This is a genomic window from Prosthecobacter sp. (assembly GCF_029946185.1).
GTDB lineage: Bacteria > Verrucomicrobiota > Verrucomicrobiia > Verrucomicrobiales > Verrucomicrobiaceae > Prosthecobacter.
Window position 1 is genome coordinate 16,341 of sequence record NZ_JAQSEA010000149.1, and the last position, 21,699, is coordinate 38,039.

General features: G+C 59.5%; 18 protein-coding genes. 10 read left to right on the plus strand and 8 right to left on the minus strand.

Annotated features, from left to right (window positions below):
• Positions 1-46 precede the first annotated feature (46 nt).
• Entirely contained in the window at positions 47-1,471 is a 1,425-nt protein-coding gene (locus PSV43_RS12780; protein ID WP_300197565.1) for a DUF1501 domain-containing protein, read from the minus strand.
• Complete coding sequence (locus tag PSV43_RS12785) at positions 1,468-3,960, minus strand: PSD1 and planctomycete cytochrome C domain-containing protein (protein ID WP_300197568.1); 2,493 nt, start codon at positions 3,958-3,960, stop codon at positions 1,468-1,470. The genes PSV43_RS12780 and PSV43_RS12785 overlap by 4 nt, the downstream gene beginning before the upstream one ends.
• Before the next feature lie 104 nt (positions 3,961-4,064).
• On the opposite strand from PSV43_RS12785, the gene PSV43_RS12790 reads away from it, so the two are divergent.
• The 3 genes from PSV43_RS12790 to PSV43_RS12800 are packed head-to-tail and all read left to right on the plus strand — an operon-like array spanning position 4,065 to position 6,422.
• Positions 4,065-5,015, plus strand: coding sequence for a hypothetical protein (locus tag PSV43_RS12790; protein ID WP_300197570.1), 951 nt, complete (start codon positions 4,065-4,067; stop codon positions 5,013-5,015).
• 4 nt (positions 5,016-5,019) lie between these two features.
• Positions 5,020-5,433 carry a hypothetical protein gene (locus tag PSV43_RS12795; protein ID WP_300197573.1) on the plus strand — a complete coding sequence of 138 codons (414 nt, stop codon included), beginning with the start codon at positions 5,020-5,022 and terminating at the stop codon, positions 5,431-5,433.
• Positions 5,430-6,422 carry a GDSL-type esterase/lipase family protein gene (locus PSV43_RS12800; protein ID WP_300197576.1) on the plus strand — a complete coding sequence of 331 codons (993 nt, stop codon included), beginning with the start codon at positions 5,430-5,432 and terminating at the stop codon, positions 6,420-6,422. The genes PSV43_RS12795 and PSV43_RS12800 overlap by 4 nt, the downstream gene beginning before the upstream one ends.
• A gap of 54 nt (positions 6,423-6,476) precedes the next feature.
• On the opposite strand, the gene PSV43_RS12805 is transcribed toward PSV43_RS12800, so the two are convergent.
• A complete protein-coding gene (locus PSV43_RS12805) occupies positions 6,477-7,328 on the minus strand; it encodes a TIM barrel protein (RefSeq protein ID WP_300197579.1) in 852 nt (283 codons plus the stop codon).
• Between the two features lie 89 nt (positions 7,329-7,417).
• Here PSV43_RS12805 and PSV43_RS12810 point away from each other — a divergent pair, with 89 nt between their 5' ends.
• Entirely contained in the window at positions 7,418-8,395 is a 978-nt protein-coding gene (locus tag PSV43_RS12810) for a PmoA family protein (protein ID WP_300197582.1), read from the plus strand.
• A 2-nt stretch (positions 8,396-8,397) separates the two neighbouring features.
• On the plus strand, positions 8,398-8,844 hold the full coding sequence (locus PSV43_RS12815) for a SufE family protein (RefSeq protein ID WP_300197585.1): 447 nt from the start codon (positions 8,398-8,400) through the stop codon (positions 8,842-8,844).
• Here the strand turns inward: PSV43_RS12815 and PSV43_RS12820 are convergent.
• A complete protein-coding gene (locus tag PSV43_RS12820) occupies positions 8,841-9,101 on the minus strand; it encodes a hypothetical protein (protein ID WP_300197588.1) in 261 nt (86 codons plus the stop codon). The two genes, PSV43_RS12815 and PSV43_RS12820, sit on opposite strands and share 4 nt — an antisense overlap.
• 138 nt (positions 9,102-9,239) lie before the next feature.
• Between PSV43_RS12820 and rpsT the strand changes: the two genes are divergently transcribed.
• Together rpsT and PSV43_RS12830 are read left to right on the plus strand one after the other, a co-directional pair.
• Positions 9,240-9,506 (plus strand): 30S ribosomal protein S20, encoded by a 267-nt coding sequence (gene rpsT / locus PSV43_RS12825; protein WP_300197591.1) that lies wholly within the window; start codon positions 9,240-9,242, stop codon positions 9,504-9,506.
• 97 nt (positions 9,507-9,603) lie between these two features.
• Positions 9,604-10,524 carry an aldo/keto reductase gene (locus PSV43_RS12830; protein ID WP_300197594.1) on the plus strand — a complete coding sequence of 307 codons (921 nt, stop codon included), beginning with the start codon at positions 9,604-9,606 and terminating at the stop codon, positions 10,522-10,524.
• Between the two features lie 16 nt (positions 10,525-10,540).
• Here PSV43_RS12830 and PSV43_RS12835 read toward each other — a convergent pair whose 3' ends face one another.
• Both PSV43_RS12835 and PSV43_RS12840 read right to left on the minus strand, forming a co-directional pair.
• Positions 10,541-11,026, minus strand: a complete 486-nt coding sequence (locus PSV43_RS12835; protein WP_300197597.1) for a hypothetical protein — start codon at positions 11,024-11,026, stop codon at positions 10,541-10,543.
• 1 nt (position 11,027) lies between these two features.
• Positions 11,028-11,888, minus strand: a complete 861-nt coding sequence (locus PSV43_RS12840; RefSeq protein ID WP_300197600.1) for an MBL fold metallo-hydrolase — start codon at positions 11,886-11,888, stop codon at positions 11,028-11,030.
• A 171-nt stretch (positions 11,889-12,059) separates the two neighbouring features.
• Here PSV43_RS12840 and gltB point away from each other — a divergent pair, with 171 nt between their 5' ends.
• Positions 12,060-16,646 (plus strand): glutamate synthase large subunit, encoded by a 4,587-nt coding sequence (gene gltB, locus PSV43_RS12845; protein ID WP_300197603.1) that lies wholly within the window; start codon positions 12,060-12,062, stop codon positions 16,644-16,646.
• A gap of 57 nt (positions 16,647-16,703) precedes the next feature.
• Entirely contained in the window at positions 16,704-18,182 is a 1,479-nt protein-coding gene (locus PSV43_RS12850; RefSeq protein ID WP_300197606.1) for a glutamate synthase subunit beta, read from the plus strand.
• Positions 18,183-18,220: 38 nt separating this feature from the next.
• Here PSV43_RS12850 and PSV43_RS12855 read toward each other — a convergent pair whose 3' ends face one another.
• Positions 18,221-19,363, minus strand: coding sequence for a M20 family metallopeptidase (locus PSV43_RS12855; RefSeq protein WP_300197609.1), 1,143 nt, complete (start codon positions 19,361-19,363; stop codon positions 18,221-18,223).
• 133 nt (positions 19,364-19,496) lie between these two features.
• On the opposite strand from PSV43_RS12855, the gene PSV43_RS12860 reads away from it, so the two are divergent.
• Positions 19,497-20,201, plus strand: coding sequence for a c-type cytochrome (locus tag PSV43_RS12860; protein WP_300197612.1), 705 nt, complete (start codon positions 19,497-19,499; stop codon positions 20,199-20,201).
• Here PSV43_RS12860 and PSV43_RS12865 read toward each other — a convergent pair whose 3' ends face one another.
• Entirely contained in the window at positions 20,202-21,497 is a 1,296-nt protein-coding gene (locus tag PSV43_RS12865) for a DUF1501 domain-containing protein (protein WP_300197614.1), read from the minus strand.
• Between the last annotated feature and the right edge of the window lie 202 nt (positions 21,498-21,699).

Below are 21,699 nucleotides of genomic sequence, written 5' to 3' on the forward strand. Positions count from 1 at the left end.
GCAATCGTTAATTTCCCACATTCCAGACAGTGGCCCGTGCTGCCGCCTAGATCAGGATCTGTGGAATCACCTGCCCAAAATCTCTTTCCAGCCGCTTCCGTCCCGGGATCTCAAGCTGGTGCGGGTCGAGTCCCAGCAGATGCATGATCGTGGCATGCACATCCGTGACGTAGTGCGGATGCTCCTCGGCATGAAAGCCGAGTTCGTCGGTGCTGCCGTGAATCGTGCCCCCTTTGACGCCGCCACCGGCCATCCAGACGCTGAAGCCAAACGGGTGGTGATCACGCCCATCACTGCCCTGCGTCCCCGGCGTGCGTCCAAATTCGGTGGCGAAAACGACCAGCGTATCGTCCAGCATCCCGCGCTGCTTCAGGTCCTTGAGCAATCCTGCGATCGGCTTGTCCACCTGCTCCGCGAGCATGGAATGGTTCTTCTTCAGACCGGAATGCGAGTCCCATGCACCCGCAGCGCCGTCGCCATGCTGGAGCTGGATGAAGCGCACCCCACGCTCGGCCAGACGACGGGCGACGATGAGCTGCCGCGCAAACGGCTCGGTCGTCTTGTCGTCCAAGCCGTACATTTTTTTCGTCTCGTCGCTCTCGGTGTCGAGGTTCATCGTCTCCGGTACAGCAGCCTGCATGTTGTAGGCCAGCTGGTAGCTCTTCATGCGGGCGGCGAGTGTTTTGTCTCCTGGATATTCCCCGGCATTGAGCGTGTTGAGCTTGTGAATGAGATCAAACTGCGCGGCCTGTTCTGATTGGCCGACCGCAATCTCAGGCGTGGCAAACGTGAGCGGATTTTTCGGATCGATCTTCAAATTGATCGCGTCATAGGCGGGCCCCAGATAGTGGCCGTCGCGGATGTCAAAGTAACGCGGCCCCATGTTGATGAAGGACGGCAGATTGTTCGTCATCGAGCCGAGGCCATACGTCACCCACGCGCCGAGAGTGGGCACGCGCGGCTCCAGCATGTGACGGCCGCTATGGAACTGCACCTGCGCGCCGTGATTGTTGTCCGTCGTCCACATGCTGCGGATGAAGGCGATCTCATCCGCGCAGGAGCCGATGTTCGGGAACCAGTCGCTGATCTCGACCCCGCACTGCCCGTAGCGCTTGTAACCCGTTTGCAGCGGATAGATCGTGTTGCGCTGTTTGCCATTCGCATCGTTCACCACCACCACTCGCACGTTTTTGAGCTTCTCCGGCGACAGGACAGCTTTGAATGGCGTTTCTTCAATGGATTTGCCCGCATACTTCGTCAGCATCGGCTTCGGATCAAAGCTCTCCATGTGGCTCACTCCACCGCGCATGAAGAGCCAGATCACTCGCTTCGCCTTCTGCGGCATCACCGGCAGTCCGCTCGGCGGTCGCCACACCTCCTCAGCCTTGAGCATGGACGCGACCGCAATGCTGCCCAACCCGCCAAGAATATCACGTCGGAGAAATGGCGTGGGATGATAGGGGGAATTCATCGCAATGTCACAAAGTCGTTATGGTTGAGCAGCGCCTGCAAAAACAAGCTGCGGTTCTGTTTCAATGCCACAAAGCCAGCCAGACTCACTTCGCGCTCCGCAGCCGTCGCCGGGCGACCCAGCACCCTTAGAAAAGACTGCTCAATAAAGGTCTTCTCATCGAGCTTGCTGAGCTTGGCCGCCAGTGCATCGGCACATTCACGGCTGAGCCTGCTGTTGGTAAGCGCCAGCGCCTGCTGCGGCACCACGCTTTCGTTCCGGCGATAGCATTCCAGGACGTTCGCGTTGTCGAAAGTCGCGAGAAAACGATCCTCGACGTCAGCGTTCTGAATGAAGTAAAGCGAACGACGCGGACTCGTTTCGGCTGACGCGGGATTGAGGCTGGCTCCGCCAAGCGTGAGGTCGAGTTTCCCAGCGAGTTGAAGCAGGCTGTCGCGCACCACCTGGCTCTCCATGCGGCGTGGATTCATGCGCCAGTAGCAGGCATTGTCAGGATCAGCGGCAGCAGTCCTGGCATCGACTCCGGCATTCGAAGAGCTGCGGCGGTACAACTCCGAGAGTACCATGGCGCGATGGAGATGCTTCAGGCTCCAGCCCTTGTTCATGAAATCAACGGTCAGCGTGTCAAGGATGTCCTGATGCAGCGGCGCCGGCGAACGAAGTCCAAAATCATCCACCCCTGCTACGAGCGATGCGCCAAAGTGCCGCATCCAGACTTGATTCACCAGCACGCGGGCGGTGAGCGGATTGCGTTTATCCGCCACCCATTGTGCAAAGGCGAGCCTGCGCCCAGTACTGGACTCAGGATAAATCTGCACCGTAGCATTGGTGCTTTCCTCCGGGCCTTCCTGCGCTTTCAGGCTTGCAGGCAGCGAGGCGTAAGTCTCGCCCGGTGCTGCGGCCTTCTTTTGAGCATTGGCGAGAGCTTCACGCCCCGCTTTGATTTTTTTTTCAGTATCTTTCGCCTTGGGAGCACTCTCTATTTTCGCCAGATCGATCTCGGTTTTGGCCACAAGGTAACGCGCCTCGGCCAATGCGGCGGCTTTGGCGATGCTCTTGTCATTCCTGGCAAGATCAGCGGCGTAAACCGCCTGAATCATCGCGATGCGCAGGCTGGCGGTTTTGATGGTGGCGGCGTCATTCGCTTTCTGCGCTGCTTCAAGCTGCTGATCGGCGGCACGCAGATGATCACTGAGCACAAACGGCAGCAGTACGGGTTTCGCGGAGCTTGGCGGCAGCTTCATCGCCGCAGGCTGAAACGCGGCGAATGCGAGCACCTTCGGTATGCCCGGCGTCATCGGTTTCGATTTGTCCTCGTTCTTTTCATCGCCACGCACATGGCGGAAGGTGTGCTGGTCCAGATGCAGGTCATAGACGCGCGGCAGGCCGTTTTTCTCGAAATCAGTTTCACCCTGCCAGGGATCGAGGCGCACATGCATCGGCTCAAAGATGGCACGCATGCGGTAGTAATCAGTGTGCTCAATGGGATCGTATTTGTGATCGTGGCATTTCACGCACTGCATCGTCACACCGAGAAAAGCACGGCAGGTATGCTCAATGGTTTCGTCCAGCCAGGTGGTGCGGTTGAAAAGATAATAGCTTCGCGCCAGGAAGCCAGTGGCGCGCAGAGTGTCGCGATCTCCAGGTGCCAGCTCATCACCGGCAAGCTGCTCCACAATCATCCGGTCGTAGCCTTTATCCACGTTCAAGGACTCCACGATCCAGTCGCGCCAATGCCACAGGTGCTTCTGACTGTGCCTCAGTTGGGCACCCAGCCCATACCAGTCACAGTAGCGCCACAGGTCCATGAAGTGCCGCGCCCAGCGCTCGCCGTACTGCGGTGTGGCGAGCAGTTCATCCACCACACGCCGCCGCGCTGGCAGGGCGGTATCCTGCAAAAACATCGTGATCTGTTCCGCCGATGGCGGCAGGCCGATCAGATCCAAATACACACGGCGCAGCCAGATCTCCGGCGCAGCCTCGGCCTGCGGCTTGAGATTTTTTTCAGCCATTCGCGCCGCCAGCAGCGCATCCATCGGCTTGCCAGAAGATATCGGCGACTGATAGGCCCAGTGCGCACGCGGATCAGCCTCCGGCACCTCGCTTGCAGGCGCAGGCGAACCGGCGGCAAGCCATTCCTTCAACTTGGCCACCTGCTCACTCGTGAGCATCGAGCCCTCGCCCTCCGGCGGCATGCGGTCGTCCTTGTCAGGGGTCGTCACACGCTCCAGCAGCAGCGCAGGATCACCGGCCAGAATATCGCCATTTTCACCGCCCTTGCGCATGGCGGCGGCGGTGTCGAGACGAAGGTCCGCCTTCTGTTTCAAAGCTCCATGGCAGGCAAAGCAGCGCTCCTTGAGCAGCGGCTTGATCTCCTTTTCATAATCCACCGCCGCTGCCGCCAGCGTGGTGAACGCCAACCATGCGCTCACAACCCTCCCACGCATCGGCACGATGAGGTTGGCGGGTGGGTGCATGGTTTTCTTCATGGGCTGGGCTATCTGACTACTACGCCGCCCGCTGCCGAACTCTTTATCGTCCAAAAACAGCTTTCCAAAGCCTTGGTGTGTCTGCCATCCTCAATCCAACACTCATGCGCACGTTTATCCCCTCGTTCTTCGCCGCCTCACTCGCGTTCTCGGCCTTTGCCGGAGACGCCACCGTCATCGAAAAAACTCCCGGCCTGGTCGGCTTCTGGACCTTTGGCGAGGACGCAGGCCAGAAACGTGTTTCTCAAGGCACACCGGAAAAACATCCGCTCACCGAGGTGAACGGTCCCATCAAACGCGTACCCGGCGGTCCCTTCTCCGGCTTCTCAGCCGACCTGAACGGACACCAGTACTTGGAGATCAAGCATGCCGAAACGGGCGATCTCAACATCGCAGGCAAAGACGCTCAGGTCACCTTGTTCGCCGTCGTGCGCATCGTCGATCTCAAAAAGAGCCGCACCATCGCCGGCATGTGGAGTGAGGGCAAAGGCGCGAACGATGACACCGGCACGCGGCAGTACGCCCTGCTCATGAACATGCCCACCTATGGCGGCCCGCGCAATCTCGTGCCTCACATCAGCAGCGAAGGCGGCGTGACCATGCGTGCCGACGGCAGCAAGTTCCCCTGGTGCGCCGACTACGCAGCCACCAAGCTCGAAGTCCCCGAGGAGCAATGGTGCACCCTCGCCTTCACCTACGATTCCAAATACATCCGCGCCTACATCAACGGCGTGCTCGACTCGCGCCATCTCGATGCCGTCAAAGACAAGCGCAACGATCCCTACTTCACCAAAGAAGGCCCCGATGGCAAAGACCGTGGCATGAACCCCTACTACCACGGGCGCGGCATCTTCAAATACGATCCCGCCCTGCACGCGCAGACCAAGATCTCTCCCTCCGACTTCACCGTCGGCGCACGCATGGCCGTCGGTTCCATGACCGGAGAGGCCACGATCGGCAAGTTCGGCGGCCTCGCGGTGTTCAATCGTGCGTTGAGCGATGCTGAAATGCAAAAGCTGCATCAAGCCGCCGATGTCGGGTCGATTCAGCCCTAATTAGATGACGCTGCTCTTCTCGATCCACCTCGCCGTCACCTGGATGCTCGTCGGCCTGATCTGGGTCGTGCAGATCCTCGTCTATCCACAGTTCCGGCGGGTCGCCCCGGCGGAGTTCAAAGACTATCATCTTGCGCACTGCTTCCGCATTGGTCTCATCGTCGCACCACTGCTGTTTGCCGAAATTGCCACCTCAGCCTGGCTGTTTTATGCCGGACAGCGAACACTGCCATTTGTCATCAGTATTGGTCTGATCCCTCTCGTCTGGCTGTGCACGGCAGTGTTTCAGGCACCTATTCACACCCGGCTCATGCGCGGCTTCGACGCACCGCTCATCCGCCACCTCATCCTCACCAACTGGATCCGCACGCTCGCATGGACAGCACGCGGCATCCTCGTTAGCTTCACCCTTCTATGAGCAAACACCTGCTTCTCTCCCTGCTGGCCTGCGGCCCCCTGCTTCACGCTCAAACCACGCTTCAACTCGCGCCCCCCGCCATCCAGCGTGCAACAAACGGCATCGTGACACTGCAAAGCGCCACGCCGGACACCACCATCCTGTACACCCTCGACGGCACGGACCCCATCGCGAAATCAAACCCCTACCTCGCCCCCATTGATCTCCCATCTGGCGGCACACTGAAAGCGCGCGCGTTTTCAAAAGACCGCAAAGCAATGAGCGAAGCCGAACAGTCCACGTTTGAACCCCTGGCCGGGCACAAGCCCCTGCCCAGCACCGTTGTCCCCGTCACACAAGATCGTAGCTGGCCCAGCTATGACTGGGCCAAACGTCACGCCCTCACCAGCGCCGCCGTAAAAAAAGCCAAACCGCAAATCCTCTTCATCGGCGACTCCATCACCCACTTCTTCGGCGGCGAACGGTTTGACAGCAACTCGCTGCGCGGACAGCAGACCTGGGGCGAATTCTATGCCCCGCGCAACGCCGGCAATCTCGGCTTCGGCTGGGACAAAACCGAAAACGTCCTCTGGCGGCTGCAACACGGAGCCATCGATGACATCGCCCCCAAGCTCGTCGTCATGATGATCGGCACCAACAACACCGGCACCTGCTCCGCCCCCGATATCGCCACCGGCATCGAAGCCATCGTGCTGGAGTTCAACCAGCGCCTGCCCCAATCCAAGATCCTGCTGCTGGGCATCTTCCCACGCGGCGAAAAGCCCGGCCCGCAGCGCGAAAAAATCGCCGAGATCAATGGCCTCATCGCCAAACTCAGCGGCACCCACAACGTCACCTTTCTCGACATCGGCCCGAAGTTCCTCACCCCTGAAGGTTTGATCACCAAGGACATCATGCCCGACTTCCTCCACCCCAACGAAAAAGGCTACCGCATCTGGGCCGAGGCCATCGAGCCAACGGTGAAAAAGCTGATGGGCGAAGCCCAGTAGGCACAAAAAAAGCCGGAGGACACAGCCTCCGGCTTCTGAGAAGAATGGACCAGCTTATTTCGCAGGCTTCCAGTTGCGGATAAAGTCGAGGCACAGGGTGATCTCAGGAACGCTCGTCTCCCAGTTATACTCGTATTCGCAATGCAGCGGACCGGGATAGCCCTGAGCGGTATATTCAGCGAGGATGGCAGGGATGTCGCTCTTGCCAGTGCCAAAAGGAAGGTCGTGTGCTTTGGGGTCGCCGAATGCCGTGAGGTCCTTCATGTGGCTGTCAAAGATGCGGCCCTTGAGGATCTTGATGCAATCCACAGGGTTCAGCCCGCTGCGCACCCAGTGGCCGACGTCGGCGCAGGAGCCCATGCGAGAGTCGCGGTCTTTGACGAGGTCGAGCACGTAGTTCGGATCCCAGAACATGTAGGCGCGGTCGAGAGGGCGCTTGGGATGGTTGTGGATGGCCATCTTAATGTCGAATTCCTTCACAAGAACTTCGATCTTGTCGAGCGCCGTCACATCAGGCTCCGTAACAATGACGCCGATGCCGAGCTTCTTGCAGAACTCAAAAATCTTGCGGTTGCTGGCGTCATCCTGACCGAGTTTGACGACACCGTAAGCAACTGCGGTGAGCCCCTTGGCTTCGAGGTGCTTCATGACCTCATCGATCATTTCCGGCGTCGAGTTGTGGTCCCACTTCGCCTCCGGTTTGGCGGTGGAAAACTTCTGCCCAGGATAAAATTCGATGGTCTTGCCGCCGCACTGCGCGGTCTTGTCGATGGCTTCAAACACATTGTACATGCGGAAGCTGTAAGCCTGGCAGCCGGCGAAAAACTGGCCGACTTTGGCGGCTTCAGGAATCGTGGCCGCAAAGGATGCGGTGGCGAGGAGGAGTGATAGAAGGATGTGCTTCATGGATGGGTGGAGGGGAATTCTGGCGAGTTCCTGGCGAAATGGAAGACCTGAGAATGGAAAAGGAGCCTTTGGAGCAACGTTGTGGTGACATGCTAAAACTCTCGATCCTGTTTTTGACGTCCGCGACAGCGGTCCTAGCACAGCTTCCCACAGCGAAACCTATTCCCCGCATGCAGGTGGTGCCACTGCCTCATCACATCACCTCCTTCCAACTCGACGGGCGGGAACTGACCGCCATGCATTTCGATCCTCAGGACATGCGCCCGTTCTGGCACCCCATCCGCGCCTCGCATGATTCCAGCCTCACACGCATGGGGCATCCGCATGATCCGCTGACGCATTCGCACCACAACAGCGTGTGGGTGACGCACAACATGGTCAACGAGCTCGATTTCTGGGGTGACTACGCGAAGAAGCAGGGCCGCATTGTCAACGTCGAGGTCTCACGAGAAGGCTACGAAGACACCGACGAGTTTGCGTCCATGCGCATGGTGAACCGCTGGATCAGCGAAGCAGACAAATCGGTCCAGCTCACCGAAGTGCGGCGCACAGAAATCCGCCCCATAGATGGAGCAAAAAGCTGGTTCATGATCATCGATCTGGAATTCAGCCCACCCAAGGGCAAGACGACCACCTTTGGGGCCAGCGGCTTCGGACTGGTGGCAGTGCGCTTGGCCAAGAGCATCGGCGTGCATGATGGCGGCGGGCGCATTCTAAATTCCGAAGGGCAGCTCAATGAGGAAGCGGTCTTCCGCAAACCCGCGCGCTGGTGTGACTACAGCGGGCGCATCACCAACGACGCAGACGGTTTCGGCGGCATCACCTTGATGAACCACCCAATGAATCCGCACAACCCCACCGCCTTCCACGTGCGCAACGACGGCTGGATGGGCTGCTGCCTGAGCCTGGACACCCCAGTGTCGGTCACCGAAGAAAAGAAACTGCGCGTACGCTACGCCCTGTGGGTGCATGACGGCGTAGCCACTCAGGCCGAGAGCGAAACCCAGTGGCAGAAGTTCATCGAAATGCCCGTGGTGGATTTAGCGCTCAAACCGGCCAAGAAGTGAGCATGGCCGAATATCCCGCCGCCCTGGGCGAACTGATCACCTTTTTTGAATCGCTGCCGGAAGGCGAGCGACGGGAAAATTTAATCGATCTGGCGGCTTCCGCTGCAGCCCACGCACCGAAAGAGGGTGACAAGTTCGATCTGGATGATGTGCGACACGATGCCGAATGCACGGACACCGTCGGGGTGCATGCCCGGCTCGAAGACGGCAACCACGTTCATTTTGCCATCAGCCTAGGCCCCAAGGTGCAAACACTGACAAAAGCGATGGCCACCATCCTCTGCCGGGGGCTGAATGGATCGACCCTCACGGAGGTCCTGGCGGTGCCCCAGGATTTTGTGCCGCGCATCATTGGAGCGGATCTGGTGCGGCTGCGGAGCCAGACCGTCTATTATATACTGGGCCGCATGAAACAGGTGGCCAAGGCACTGCTATACGGCAAAATTTAACCCAGCCTCGTCGTTTGTCCCGTGCGCAGTTCCTCGGGAATCTGGCCGACGAAGCGGGGTTCGAGTTCGATGGCCTCGAAGATCTGGTGAATTTCCATCTGGCTGATGTCTCCAGGCTTGTCGATCTCAAAATAGACCAGGTCATGGCGGGTATCCACCTTGTAGCGGATCTTGGGAAAGTGGTCCATCTGGTTGCGGAGCTGCATCACAGAGGACTCAGAACGGAGGCCGGGGGCGTAGATTTCGACTTCGAGCATGGTGGATATGAAAACCGTTCTACCGGAATTGCTTCTCGGAGCCAAGCAAAACCTGCTGAGTTCTGCACATGCAGGATTCCAGTTTGACAGGCAGGAGGTGTCGTCCTATCCTCGTCGCCCCTTTCCCCCGCTCCTTTTATGGCCAACATCCGCTCCGCAAAAAAAGACATTCGCAAAACGACGGTCCGCACCGCTCACAATCAGACGGTGAAAAGCCGCATCCGCACCCTGCGCAAGAAGGTGATCGCCGCCTTGGAGAAGAAGGACGCAGCCGCCGCAGCCACTTGCCTCAGTGAATATGCCTCCGCCACCGACAAGGCTGCCAAGACCAACGTGCTCAAGAAGAACACGTCTTCCCGTCTCAAGAGCCGTCTCGCCGTCAAGGTCAGCGCCCTGACGAAGTAAGCGTTCCGCTCAATCCAACGATTTTCACACGGCATCTCGCAAGAGATGCCGTTTTTTGTTTGTCCGACGAGGAAAGGCCAGCAAAGATCGCCCGACCATGATCACCCGCCATAAAATCGCCCCCAACGGCCCTGAGTTCTCCCGCCTCGCCTATGGCACCTGGCGCATCCTCGACGAGGAAGACAAGGCCAACTGCACCCCGCAGGCGCTGCTCAGCCGCTTCAAGGCCTGCGCGGACATGGGCATCACCACGCTCGACACCGCCGAGATTTACGGCGTTTACAAGGTCGAGGAGGCCATTGGCGGCGCCCTGAAACTGGATCCCGCCTTCCGCAGCAAGATCGAGATCGTCACCAAATGCGGCATCTACATCCCCTGCGAGTTTCATCCCGACCGCAAAGTGGCCCACTACAACGTCTCCGCCGCCCGCATCATCAAAAGCGCTGAAAAATCGCTGCGCTTCATGGGCATTGATGAAATCGACCTGATGCTCGTGCACCGCCCCGACTGGCTGACCAGTGCGGACGAAACCGCCGAGGGCCTGAACAAACTGCTCAAAGACGGCAAAATCCGCAGCGCCGGCGTCTCCAACTACAATGTGCATCAGTTCGAGCTGCTGAACTCACGCATGGACCAGCCGCTGGTAACCAATCAAGTCGAGTTCAGCCTGCTCCACATGGACCCGATCTACGACGGCACGGCGGATCAATGCCAGCGCCACCGCATTTTGCCCATGGCCTGGTCACCGCTGGCCAAAGGTGCCCTGATGGACACCCAAGATCCCGCAGCCGTCCGACTCCACTCCAAAGCCGCCGATCTCTCCGCCAAATATGGCGGTGCCACGCTCGACCAGCTCGCCTACGCCTGGATCATGGCGCATCCTTCCAGCCCCCTGCCGATCATCGGCACAAACAAGCTGGAGCGCATCCAGGCCGTGGTCAAAGCGGCCGACATCAAACTTGAACGCGAAGACTGGTACGGCCTCTGGGAAGCCGCCAAGGGCCACGGCGTGCCGTGAGGCCCGCTCAGCGCGGCTATTCGTGCGGGGGGATCACGAGCTGGTCGTGGTGGATCAGGCTCACCTGCCAGTTCCACGGCCAGCGGCCAGGATTGCTCCAGTGGAATGCCCACGGCTCGGTAAACTGATTCACGTACCCTGAGATCATCTGGCTGTAACCCACGCCATTTCCTTCGAGGCGGATCATCGTCGTCACCAGCCCCTGCCCTTTCGTGGCCCGGAGCGTGGTCTTATCCGTCTTCAAGGTCAGCGTGAAGAAGCCACTGAGATATTTTCGCCCGTCTTCGATCACCGTGTCGCGATTATGCCCATAGGCATCCGTGTAATTCGGCGCGATCAACCGCTCCAGCTTCTTCCAGTCACGCTTCTCGACGGCCTCGATCAGATTTGCCTGCGCGGCACTCACCTGCGCCTCCGGGGAACGCCCGAAAACCCACCATGCCAGCCACAGGCCCTCGATGATAAACAGGACCAGAAGGCCGCGAAGGATGATCTTTTTCATCTTAAAAGAGTGCCAGTTGCCCGGTGGAATCCGATGAAGCAGCCACGCAGAAGCTGACGCTGCTGCTGCGACGGCGCACCACTTCGATGGTTGGCGTGGGCTTGTGCCGCTCGGCACAGACGACCCGCGCCTCAGGGGCTCCTGCGGAGTCAAGCGCCTGCCGGATGTACCGGGCGGCGGTGACGGGATCATTGCAATCGTCACTCAAATGACCCAGCACCACATGGCTCAGCCCAGGATGCGCGATTTCACGGACAAGCTCGGCGGCCTGTTCATTTGAAAGGTGGCCATGGCGTGAGCTGATGCGCTGTTTCGTGGACCAGGGCCGTTTGGTGTCGTTTTCGAGCAGTTGGGTGTCGTAATTCGCCTCGATAAAGAGGCTGTCCGAATTCCTCAGCCGGTCTTTGATCAGATTCGTCACAAATCCGACGTCACTCAGCACCCCGAGGCGGGATTCCTCATCGGCGATGACAAACCCGACGGGATCAACCGCGTCATGGGGAACGGGAAAAGACTCGATTCGCAGGTCCTGAAACTCAAAAGCCGCCCCCGTCGTCATCAGCCGCCAGGAAGGCGGCTGGCGGAATCCAAGGCTGCCAGCGAGGGTTTCCTGCGTCAGGGCAGTGCAAAACAGGGGCACCTGGCGCTTGCGGCTTAGCACCTCAATCCCCCCCGTGTGGTCCTGATGCTCATGGGTCAGCAGGATGCCATCCAGCATGTCGAGGGAAAAGCCGCAGGCGTCCAAGCGCAGACAGATTTGCTTGGCGCTCAATCCCGCATCCAGCAGCAGGGTGGTGCGTTCCGTCGAAATGACGGCGCAGTTCCCCGAACTGCCACTGCCGAGAATTGTGAGACGCACCATGACCTGTTTTTAGCGGCGGGCCCGGTCAGATGCAAGGCAGATGAGCCCGCGACCGCAGGGACGCCCCCACGATTATTTTGACACATTAAAATAAGCGACATCTTGGCCGGTAGAATGCTGGTTGATTTACTTCCCTGCATGGCTTAATTGCCGCCCCCTTTTGACGCAAAAATGAGAAACCACGGACCCCCCCCGAAACAAGGCCTTTATGATCCGCAATTCGAGCACGACGCCTGCGGTGTCGGCTTCATTTGTCAGATGAAAGGCAAACGTTCTCACGCCATTGTCCAGCAGGGTTTGACAATCCTGATCAATCTGGACCATCGTGGAGCGGTGGGCAGTGAAAAAAACACCGGTGACGGTGCCGGCATTCTGATGCAGGTCCCCGACAAGTTTCTGCGCAAAGTGGCCTCCAAAGAGGGCGTGACCCTGCCTGCGGAAGGACATTATGGCGTGGCCATGACCTATTGCTCACCCGATGCCGCCGAGCGCGCAGCAGCGGCGCGTGCCTTCGAAAAAGTGGCCGAGGAAGAAGGCCAGAAAGTGCTCGGCTGGCGCGATGTGCCGGTGGACAATTCCATGATCGGCCTCACGGCGAAGACCAGCGAGCCATTCATGCGCATGGCGTTCATCCAGCGCGGAGAAAACTGCCCGGATCAGCAGACTTTTGAGCGCAAGCTTTACATCATCCGCAAGCGTTCGGTGACCGCCATCCGCACCGCCGAGGTGGACAGCTTCTGGTACTGCTCCAGCCTGTCTTCCCGCACGCTTGTGTTCAAAGGCATGCTCATGCCCGAGCAGGTGGGCCAGTATTTCCTCGATTTGCAGGATCCAGACATGGAATCTGCCCTCGCGCTGGTGCATTCCCGTTTCTCGACCAACACCTTCCCAAGCTGGGAGCGCTCACATCCCTACCGCTACATCGCCCACAACGGTGAAATCAACACGCTGCGTGGCAACATCAGCTGGATGAAGGCTCGTCAGTCCCTGCTTGCCAGCCCGCTGTTCCCGGACGTCAAAAAACTCTTCCCCATCGTCAACGAAAGCGGCTCTGACTCCGCCATGTTCGACAACGTGCTGGAACTGCTCGTCATGGGCGGCCGCTCGCTGCCACATGCCATGATGATGATGATTCCTGAGCCATGGAGCGGCCACGAGTCGATGGATGAGCAACGCAAGGCCTTCTATGAGTACCATTCCTGCCTGATGGAACCCTGGGATGGCCCGGCATCCGTAGCGTTCACCGACGGCACCATGATGGGCGCCACTCTGGACCGCAACGGCCTGCGTCCTGCGCGCTATTACGTCACCAAGGACGATCTGGTCATCATGGCCTCAGAGGCCGGTGTTCTGCCGATCGCTCCTGAAAATGTGAAGCTCAAAGGCCGTCTGCAACCCGGCAAGATGTTCATCGTGAACATGGAGGAAGGCCGCATCGTCCCCGATGACGAGATCAAGGCGAAAATCGCCGCTGACAAACCTTACCGTGAATGGCTGGACAAGCACCTCGTGCACCTGGCTGACATCAAGGAAGGCGATCCAGTGTCACCGCCCGACCACGAGACCATGCTGCAGCGTCAGCAGGCCTTTGGTTATACTTTTGAAGACCTGCGCAAGCTCATGGTTCCCATGGGCCGTGACGGCGTGGAAGCCATCGGCTCCATGGGCACCGACATTCCGCTGGCCGTGCTCTCCAACAAATCGAAGCTGCTCTACGATTACTTCAAACAGCTCTTTGCCCAGGTCACGAACCCGCCGATCGACTGTATCCGCGAGGAAATCGTCACTTCTCCGATCACCACCATTGGCGCAGAAGGCAACCTGCTCGATCCGACACCTGAAAGCTGCCATTTGATCGAACTCAAAACGCCGATCCTCAGCAACGAAGACCTGGCCAAGCTCAAGAGCGTGGCTCAGGGCCAGTTCAAAGCCGCCACCATCAACATCCTGTTTGATCCGAAGCAGGGTGCCGTCGGCCTCGAAAAAGCCATGGCCAAAATCTGCGCCAAGGCTGATGAACTGATCACCCAAGGCTGGAACATCCTCATCCTTTCCGACCGTGGTGTGTGCGCTGACAAGGCTGCCATCCCGGCGCTGCTCGCCGTCGGCGGCCTGCATCACCATCTGATCCGCAAAGGCACCCGCACCCAGTGTGACCTCGTGCTGGAGTCCGGCGAACCGCGCGAAGTGCATCACTTCTGCACGCTCATCGGTTACGGCTGCGGAGCCATCAATCCTTACCTCGCCTTCGAAACGCTGGACGACATGATCCGTCAGGGTCTGCTGGTCAAAGTGGACCACAAGACGGCGGTGTACAATTTCATCAAGGCCGCCACCAAAGGCGTCATCAAGGTCGCCTCGAAGATCGGCATCTCCACGATGCAGAGCTATCGTGGTGCGCAGATCTTTGAAGCCGTGGGCCTCAGCCAGAGCGTGGTGGATAAATACTTCACCTGGACCGCCACCCGCATCGAAGGCAGCGACATCAAGGTCATTGCCGAAGAAGCCATCTCGCGCCATCTGCGCGGCTACCCGGAACGTGACTCACAGGTGCATGCTCTCGACGTCGGCGGCGACTACCAGTGGCGCAAGGAAGGTGAGGCTCATCTGTTCAATCCGCTCACCATTCACACCCTGCAGAAAGCCGTCCGCACCGGCAACTACGAAACCTTCAAGCAGTACACCGCACTGGTGAACACGCAGGTGAAGCAGTTCTACACCCTGCGCGGCTTGCTGGAGTTCAAGGCACGCAAAGCGGTGCCGATCGAAGAAGTCGAATCCGTCGAGTCCCTCATGAAGCGCTTCAAAACGGGCGCGATGAGCTACGGCTCCATCTCCAGCGAAGCGCACGAAGCGCTCGCCATCGCCATGAACCGTGTCGGCGGCAAGTCGAACACCGGTGAAGGCGGCGAAGATGAGGCACGTTACACATGGACCAACGAGAAGGGCGACTCCAAGAACAGCGCCATCAAGCAGGTGGCTTCCGGTCGTTTCGGCGTCACCAGCCTCTACCTTTCCCAAGCCCGGGAAATCCAGATCAAGATGGCCCAGGGTGCCAAGCCGGGTGAAGGCGGTCAGCTTCCTGGAACCAAGGTCTATCCTTGGATCGCCAAGGTGCGCGGCTCCACGACGGGCGTCGGCCTCATCTCCCCCCCTCCGCATCACGACATCTACTCCATTGAGGATCTGGCCCAGCTCATCCACGACTTGAAGAATGCGAACCGCGCCGCACGCGTGAGCGTGAAGCTCGTGTCCGAAGTCGGCGTCGGCACCATCGCTGCCGGTGTAGCCAAGGCTCACTCGGACGTCGTGCTCATCTCCGGTTTCGACGGCGGCACCGGTGCCTCCCCGCAGACCTCCGTGAAACACGCCGGCCTGCCTTGGGAACTCGGCCTCGCCGAAACGCATCAGACCCTCGTCCTGAACAATCTGCGCAGCCGCATCGTCGTCGAAGCCGACGGCCAGATGAAGACCGGCCGTGACGTCATCGTCGCTGCCCTGCTGGGCGCTGAAGAGTTCGGTTTCGCCACCGCGCCACTCGTCTCGCTGGGTTGCATCATGATGCGCGTCTGCCATCTGAACACCTGCCCTGTCGGTGTCGCCACCCAGGATCCGCAACTGCGCGCCAAATTCAGCGGCGATCCCGATCACGCGGCCAATTTCATGAAGTTCATCGCCATGGAAGTGCGCGAACTCATGGCCCAGCTCGGTTTCCGCACCCTGCAGGAAATGGTGGGTCACACGGAAGTTCTCGAATCCCGCGCTGCCGTCGATCATTGGAAAGCACGCGGCATCGACCTGTCCAACCTGCTTCACAAGCCGGACGTCGGCCCCGAAGTCGGTCGCTTCTGCACCGAGGTGCAGGACCATGGCATTGACCGCTCGCTCGACATCACCACGCTCCTGGACCTGTGCAAACCGGCCATCGAGAAGGGTGAAAAAGTCCACGGCACCGTCGCCATCCGCAACGTCAACCGCACCATCGGCACCATCCTCGGCAACGAGGTCACCAAGCGCCACTGGCACGGTCTGCCGGACGACACCATCCATCTCAAGATGAATGGCACCGCCGGTCAAAGCTTTGGTGCCTTCATTCCGAAGGGCATCACGCTCGAACTCGAAGGCGATGGCAACGACTACATCGGCAAGGGCCTCAGTGGCGGCCGCATCATCATCTATCCCCCGGAAGGCTCCGACTTCGCCGCTGATGAAAACATCATCGCCGGCAACACCGCGCTCTATGGCGCGACAAGCGGCGAGCTCTTCCTGCGCGGCATGGCGGGCGAACGCTTTGCGGTGCGCAACTCGGGCGTCGATACCGTCGTCGAGGGCGTGGGTGATCATGGCTGCGAGTACATGACCGGCGGCCGTGTGGTCGTACTCGGCCTCACCGGACGTAACTTCGCCGCAGGCATGAGCGGTGGCGAGGCCTACATCCTGGATGAAACGGGCGATGCCGCGACCCGCTGCAACACGCAGATGGTCGGTCTCGAGACTCTCGAAGACAAAGCCGAGATCGACAGCCTCTACGAACTCATCAAGAAACACGCCGACCTCACCAAGAGCCAGAAAGCCTTCAAGGTTCTCGCCCTCTGGGAGCAGATGGTGCCCAAGTTTGTCAAAGTGATGCCCAAGGACTACAAGCGTGTGCTCCAAGCCATCAAAAAGGCCACCGACGACGGTCTCACCGGCGACGACGCCCTCAACGCCGCCTTTGAAGCCAACGCCCGCGACGTCGCCCGTATCGGCGGCAGCTAGCATCGACCTCACGCGTTACAAACCAACAGACATCACCTTTTTAACAGACAAGAGACCATGGGAAAACCAACCGGCTTCATCGAATTTGAACGCGAACTCCCCGCTGACCGCGACCCGCTTGAGCGCGTCAAAGATTGGAAGGAATTCCACCTGCACCTGCCCGAAGAACGCCTGAAAAATCAGGGCGCTCGGTGCATGGACTGCGGCATTCCTTTCTGCCACAGCGGCACCATGATCAGCGGCATGGCCAGCGGCTGCCCAGTCAACAACATCATCCCCGAGTGGAATGACCTCGTCTTCCGCGGTTTGTGGAAAGAAGCGCTCGACCGTCTGCACAAGACGAACAACTTCCCGGAATTCACCGGCCGCGTCTGCCCCGCTCCCTGCGAAGGCTCCTGCGTTCTCGGCATCAATGAACCGCCGGTAACGATCAAGAACATCGAGGTCAGCATCATCGACAAAGGCTGGGAAGAAGGCTGGGTGAAACCCGACCTGCCGGACCAGCGCACCGGTAAAAAAATCGCCATCATTGGCTCCGGTCCTGCCGGACTCAGCGCCGCCGCCCAGCTCAACAAGGCTGGCCACACCGTCACCGTCTTCGAACGTGCAGACCGCCCCGGCGGCCTGCTTATGTATGGCATCCCCAACATGAAGCTCGACAAGAACGAGGTCGTCCTCCGTCGTGTGAAGCTGCTCGAAGACAGCGGCGTCGCCTTCAAGTGCAATGTCAATGTCGGCACCGACATCACCGCCGAACAGCTCACCAAGGATTTCGACGCCACCGTGATCTGCACGGGTGCCACAAAACCCCGCGATCTGCCAATTCCTGGCCGCGAACTGAAGGGCATCCATTTCGCCATGGACTTCCTCACGGCGAACACGAAAGCCGTTCTCGATCCTTCCGGCAAATTCATCACGGCAGACGGCAAGAATGTCGTCATCATCGGTGGGGGTGACACCGGGACCGACTGCGTCGGCACCAGCGTGCGCCATGGCTGCACCACCGTCACCCAGCTTGAAATCATGGCCAAACCGCCGCTCACCCGCGCTGCGAACAATCCATGGCCCGAATGGCCCAAGACCTACAAGATGGACTACGGCCAGGAAGAAGCCGCCGCCAAGTTCGGCGACGATCCTCGCGTCTATCTCACCACTGCCACCCACTTTGAAAGTGATGGCCAGGGCAACGTCAAAGCCGTCCACGTCGTCAACATCGAGTGGAAGAAGGACGAAAAGGGCAATTTCGGCCCGCAGAAGATCCCCGGCACCGAGAAAGTGCTCCCAGCCGACCTCGTTCTCCTAGCCATGGGTTTCCTTGGGCCAGAACAGCCCCTGCTCGACGCCCTCAACATTGAGCGCGACCCACGCAGCAACGTGAAAGCCGAACACGAGAAATACACCACCAGCATTCCCGGCGTCTTTGCCGCCGGTGACTGCCGCCGTGGCCAGTCCCTCGTCGTCTGGGCCTTCAACGAAGGCCGTGGCGCCGCCCGCGAGTGCGACCGCTTCCTGATGGGTGAGACCGCTCTACCTTAAGGCGCTGATAATCAACAACCTGAGCCTTGCCTCAGCCCTTAACGGGCGAGGCTGCTCAGGAACTGTTTGAAGAAAGCCACTCCGGCCTCCAGATCACTGACGGCGATGAATTCGTCTTTTGTGTGCGCCTGTGCAATCGAACCCGGACCTATGGCGATGGCAGGTGTGCCAGCAGCAGCCAGAAAGGCTGCATCGCAGAACCACGGTGCACCAGTCAGACTGGCTCCAGAGGCAATCAGCTTCTGCACAAAGGAGTTCGATGGATCGGTATCGAGATGAAATGCCTCGCTGGCGACCGTGATGCAGGCGGTTGCGTCAATCTGCTGCACAAAGTCCGCCAGCAGCGCTAGGGCACCGCCCGCTTTCTGCAATCCCGGCGTGGTGCGGATATCCACGCGCAATTTGCACGAATCTGCGACAATGTTGCTGCGCGTGCCGCCCTGAATCATGCCGAGGTTGATCGTGCTGACTCCGAGCCATTCGTCCTCGCCACTGGCTTCGGCCAAACTTTGGCGAAACTCCGTGTCCAGCGCAGTGATCAGTTTTGCCATTTTTACAATCGCATTTTCACCCAGGTGCGGCGTGGCGCCATGCACTGCAACACCTGTGGTATGCACATCTGCCCACAGACAGCCTTTGTGACGAAACACGGTCTTCAGACTGGTCGGTTCACCGATGATCGCGAGGTCATAGCGGCCATGGTTTTTGGCAAAATGCTGCGAGCCGAGCTGGGCACTTTCTTCGGACATGAAGCCGACGAAGTGGATTTCCACGGGGAGGGAGGGGATTTCGTGGCGCATTTCGTGCAGGGCCCAGAGCATGGAGGCCATGGGGCCCTTGGTGTCGGAGGCTCCCCGGCCCCATATTTTGCCGTCGCGGAGTTCGGCGCCGAAGGGCTCGATGGTCATACCACCCACGCTGACGGTGTCGGTGTGGGGTGCGAAGAGGATGCGGGGCTTTGCACCTCCTTGCGTGGGAAAGCGCCCAATGACATTGGGGCGGCCGGGTTCTACTTCTTCCAGAGTCACCTCGGCACCTGAGGCGCGGAGGAAGTCGGCAACATAGAGGGCGCACTGCTCCTCGCCAATGCCGTCTGTGCCGGGATCGCCGTCAGGATTCACCGATGGGATGCGCACTAGCGCCTGGGTGAGTTCGACGACGTTCGCGGGAAGTGAGGCCATACGGCAAAAAGGCACAGGCAGGTTAGGCGTGCAAGCAGGACAAAATTGTCGTGGAGTGTGTCGGATTTGGCAAAAAAGGCTGTTTGCGGGATTGTTGTAACCCGTGTGCAACTTACAGCGTTTTTTTTGATCCATGACTCTCCACCGCCATCTTTTTATGATCGTGCTTTTTGGCAGCAGCGGGGCGATGGCGTCCACGGATGGCAAAATGATTTTTCAGACCGTGTGCGCGCAATGCCATGGGACCGCAGGTGAGGGCAAGCCTGAGATTAAATCGCCGTCCATTGCCGGGATGCCTGCGTGGTATGTGAACACGCAGTTTGCCAATCTGAGGGAAGGCAGGCGAGGACATGATGCGGCGGATCCGCAGTCGTTTATGATGGCCGCGATTGCGAAGGCCTTACAGCCGGAGCAGATCAAGGCGGTGGTCGCTTATGTGGAGCAGATGCCCATGAAGGTGCCCGTGGGCAAAGACCGGGAAATCGTCAACGCGAGTGCGGAGGATGGCATGCGGTTGTTTCAGGAGCGCTGCATGGAATGCCACCGCTACAATGCCAGTGGTGAAATGACCTTCGGCAGCCCGCCGCTCATTGGTCGTCAGGGCTGGTATCTGGAGGAGCAGCTCAGGAAGTTTAAATCTGGGAAACGCGGGGCCATCAAGAATGATGTGAACGGCGCGAAGATGGTGCAGATCACGCAGTTTTTCGTTGAGGATGAACAGATGCTAAGAGACGTGGTGGCCTACATCATGACGCTCAATCCAGACCCGGCGGCGACGCCGGAGGAGCAGCAGAGGCAGATTATTGAAGGCAGTCCGTTTAAGAGCGTTGAACGCTGATCAGGTGTGGGCCTGGAGTTCTTTTACGGGTTCGCCTTTGCATAGTGCCATGGGGCGGCCGACGGGGGTCATGACTTCTTTGCTGTAGTCGATGCCGAGGAGGTCTTGAATGGTAGCGTGGAGGTCTTCGACGAGGATGGGTTTCTCGGGAGCCTGTTTTTCGCCGTGCGGATCGGTGGAGCCGATGACGCGACCGCCGGCGAAACCGCCGCCGGAGACGAGCATGCTGAAGGCGTGAGGCCAGTGATCGCGGCCACCGACGTTGTTGATTTTTGGGGTGCGGCCAAACTCGCCGCCGCAGACGACGATGGTGCTTTCGAGGAGGCCGAGTTTTTTGAGATCGCGGATCAAGGAGGCGTAGGCGGCGTCGAGGATTTTTACTTGAGTGGACTGACCGTCCAGGTTGTTGGCGTGGGTGTCCCAGCCGTTGAGGGTGACTTCGACGCAGCGAACGCCGGCTTGGATGAGGCGCACGGCAGCGAAGCAACTGCGGCCAAAGGGGGTGTCGCCATAGGCATTGAGTTCCTGGGCTGGAGCATCACTGACGTTGAAGGCTTTTAACTGATCGGAGGACATCATGTTGCGTGCCCGCTGCATGGAGACTTGATGCAGTGTTTTGTTTTGATCTAGGTTTGGCTCGCGTCCGCGTGCGAAGGCTTGTTCGACCAGGGCGAGTCCTTCCATGCGGCGGTCCAGGCGCTTGTCGTCCACGCGTGCTTTGACATCCGGCACGGGGGATTTGGGATCGTACATCTGGAAGGCATCGTACTGGGCACCGAAGAAGCCGCCGCGTGCGGGCCATTGATTGGGGAGGATGGAGACGTGGGTGGGGATTTCTATTTTGGCCTCTGGGAGTTCGTGGCAGACGATGGCGCCGATGCTGGGGTGAATGAGGGTGGGATCGGGGCGGTAGCCGGTTTTGATGTTGTAGAAGGCACGTTCGTGGTCGCCTTCTTTGCTGACCATGGAGCGGATCAAGGAGACGTCCTGCATGACGCTGGCGGTTTGTTCGAGGCCGGCGGCGAAGTTGACGCCTTTGATGGCGGTGGGGATGGTTTTGACGCCGCCGCCGATTTTGGTTTCGGGGTGGGGATCGAAGGTGTCGAGCTGGCTGGCGGCGCCGCCGAGCCAGAGGAGGATGAGGGAACGGGCGGGTTTGCCGGATGGGGCGGTGGCGGCTTCCACGGCGAGGATGTCGGCGAGAGGGGTGAGCCAGGAGAGGCCTGCGAGGCCAGTGCCACGGAGAAGGGTACGGCGGGTGAGATGTGAGGGGCTGTGGCAGGGAGAGGTGTTCATGATATGAATCGTGGGCTGTGGGTGCAAAGACGACCATTCATCGGAGCGGAGGGACGGGGAGACGCTGCTGGTGGGGGCGGCGTGGGAAGGGAGCGCTGGGTTTGCTTCCCAGATTGTGCGGGCATACCCAGGGTCGCCTCGCTTAGGCTCGGCTGACCCTGGGCTGCATTACGCAGCCCCGTTGGGGCTGGAAAGCGACGAG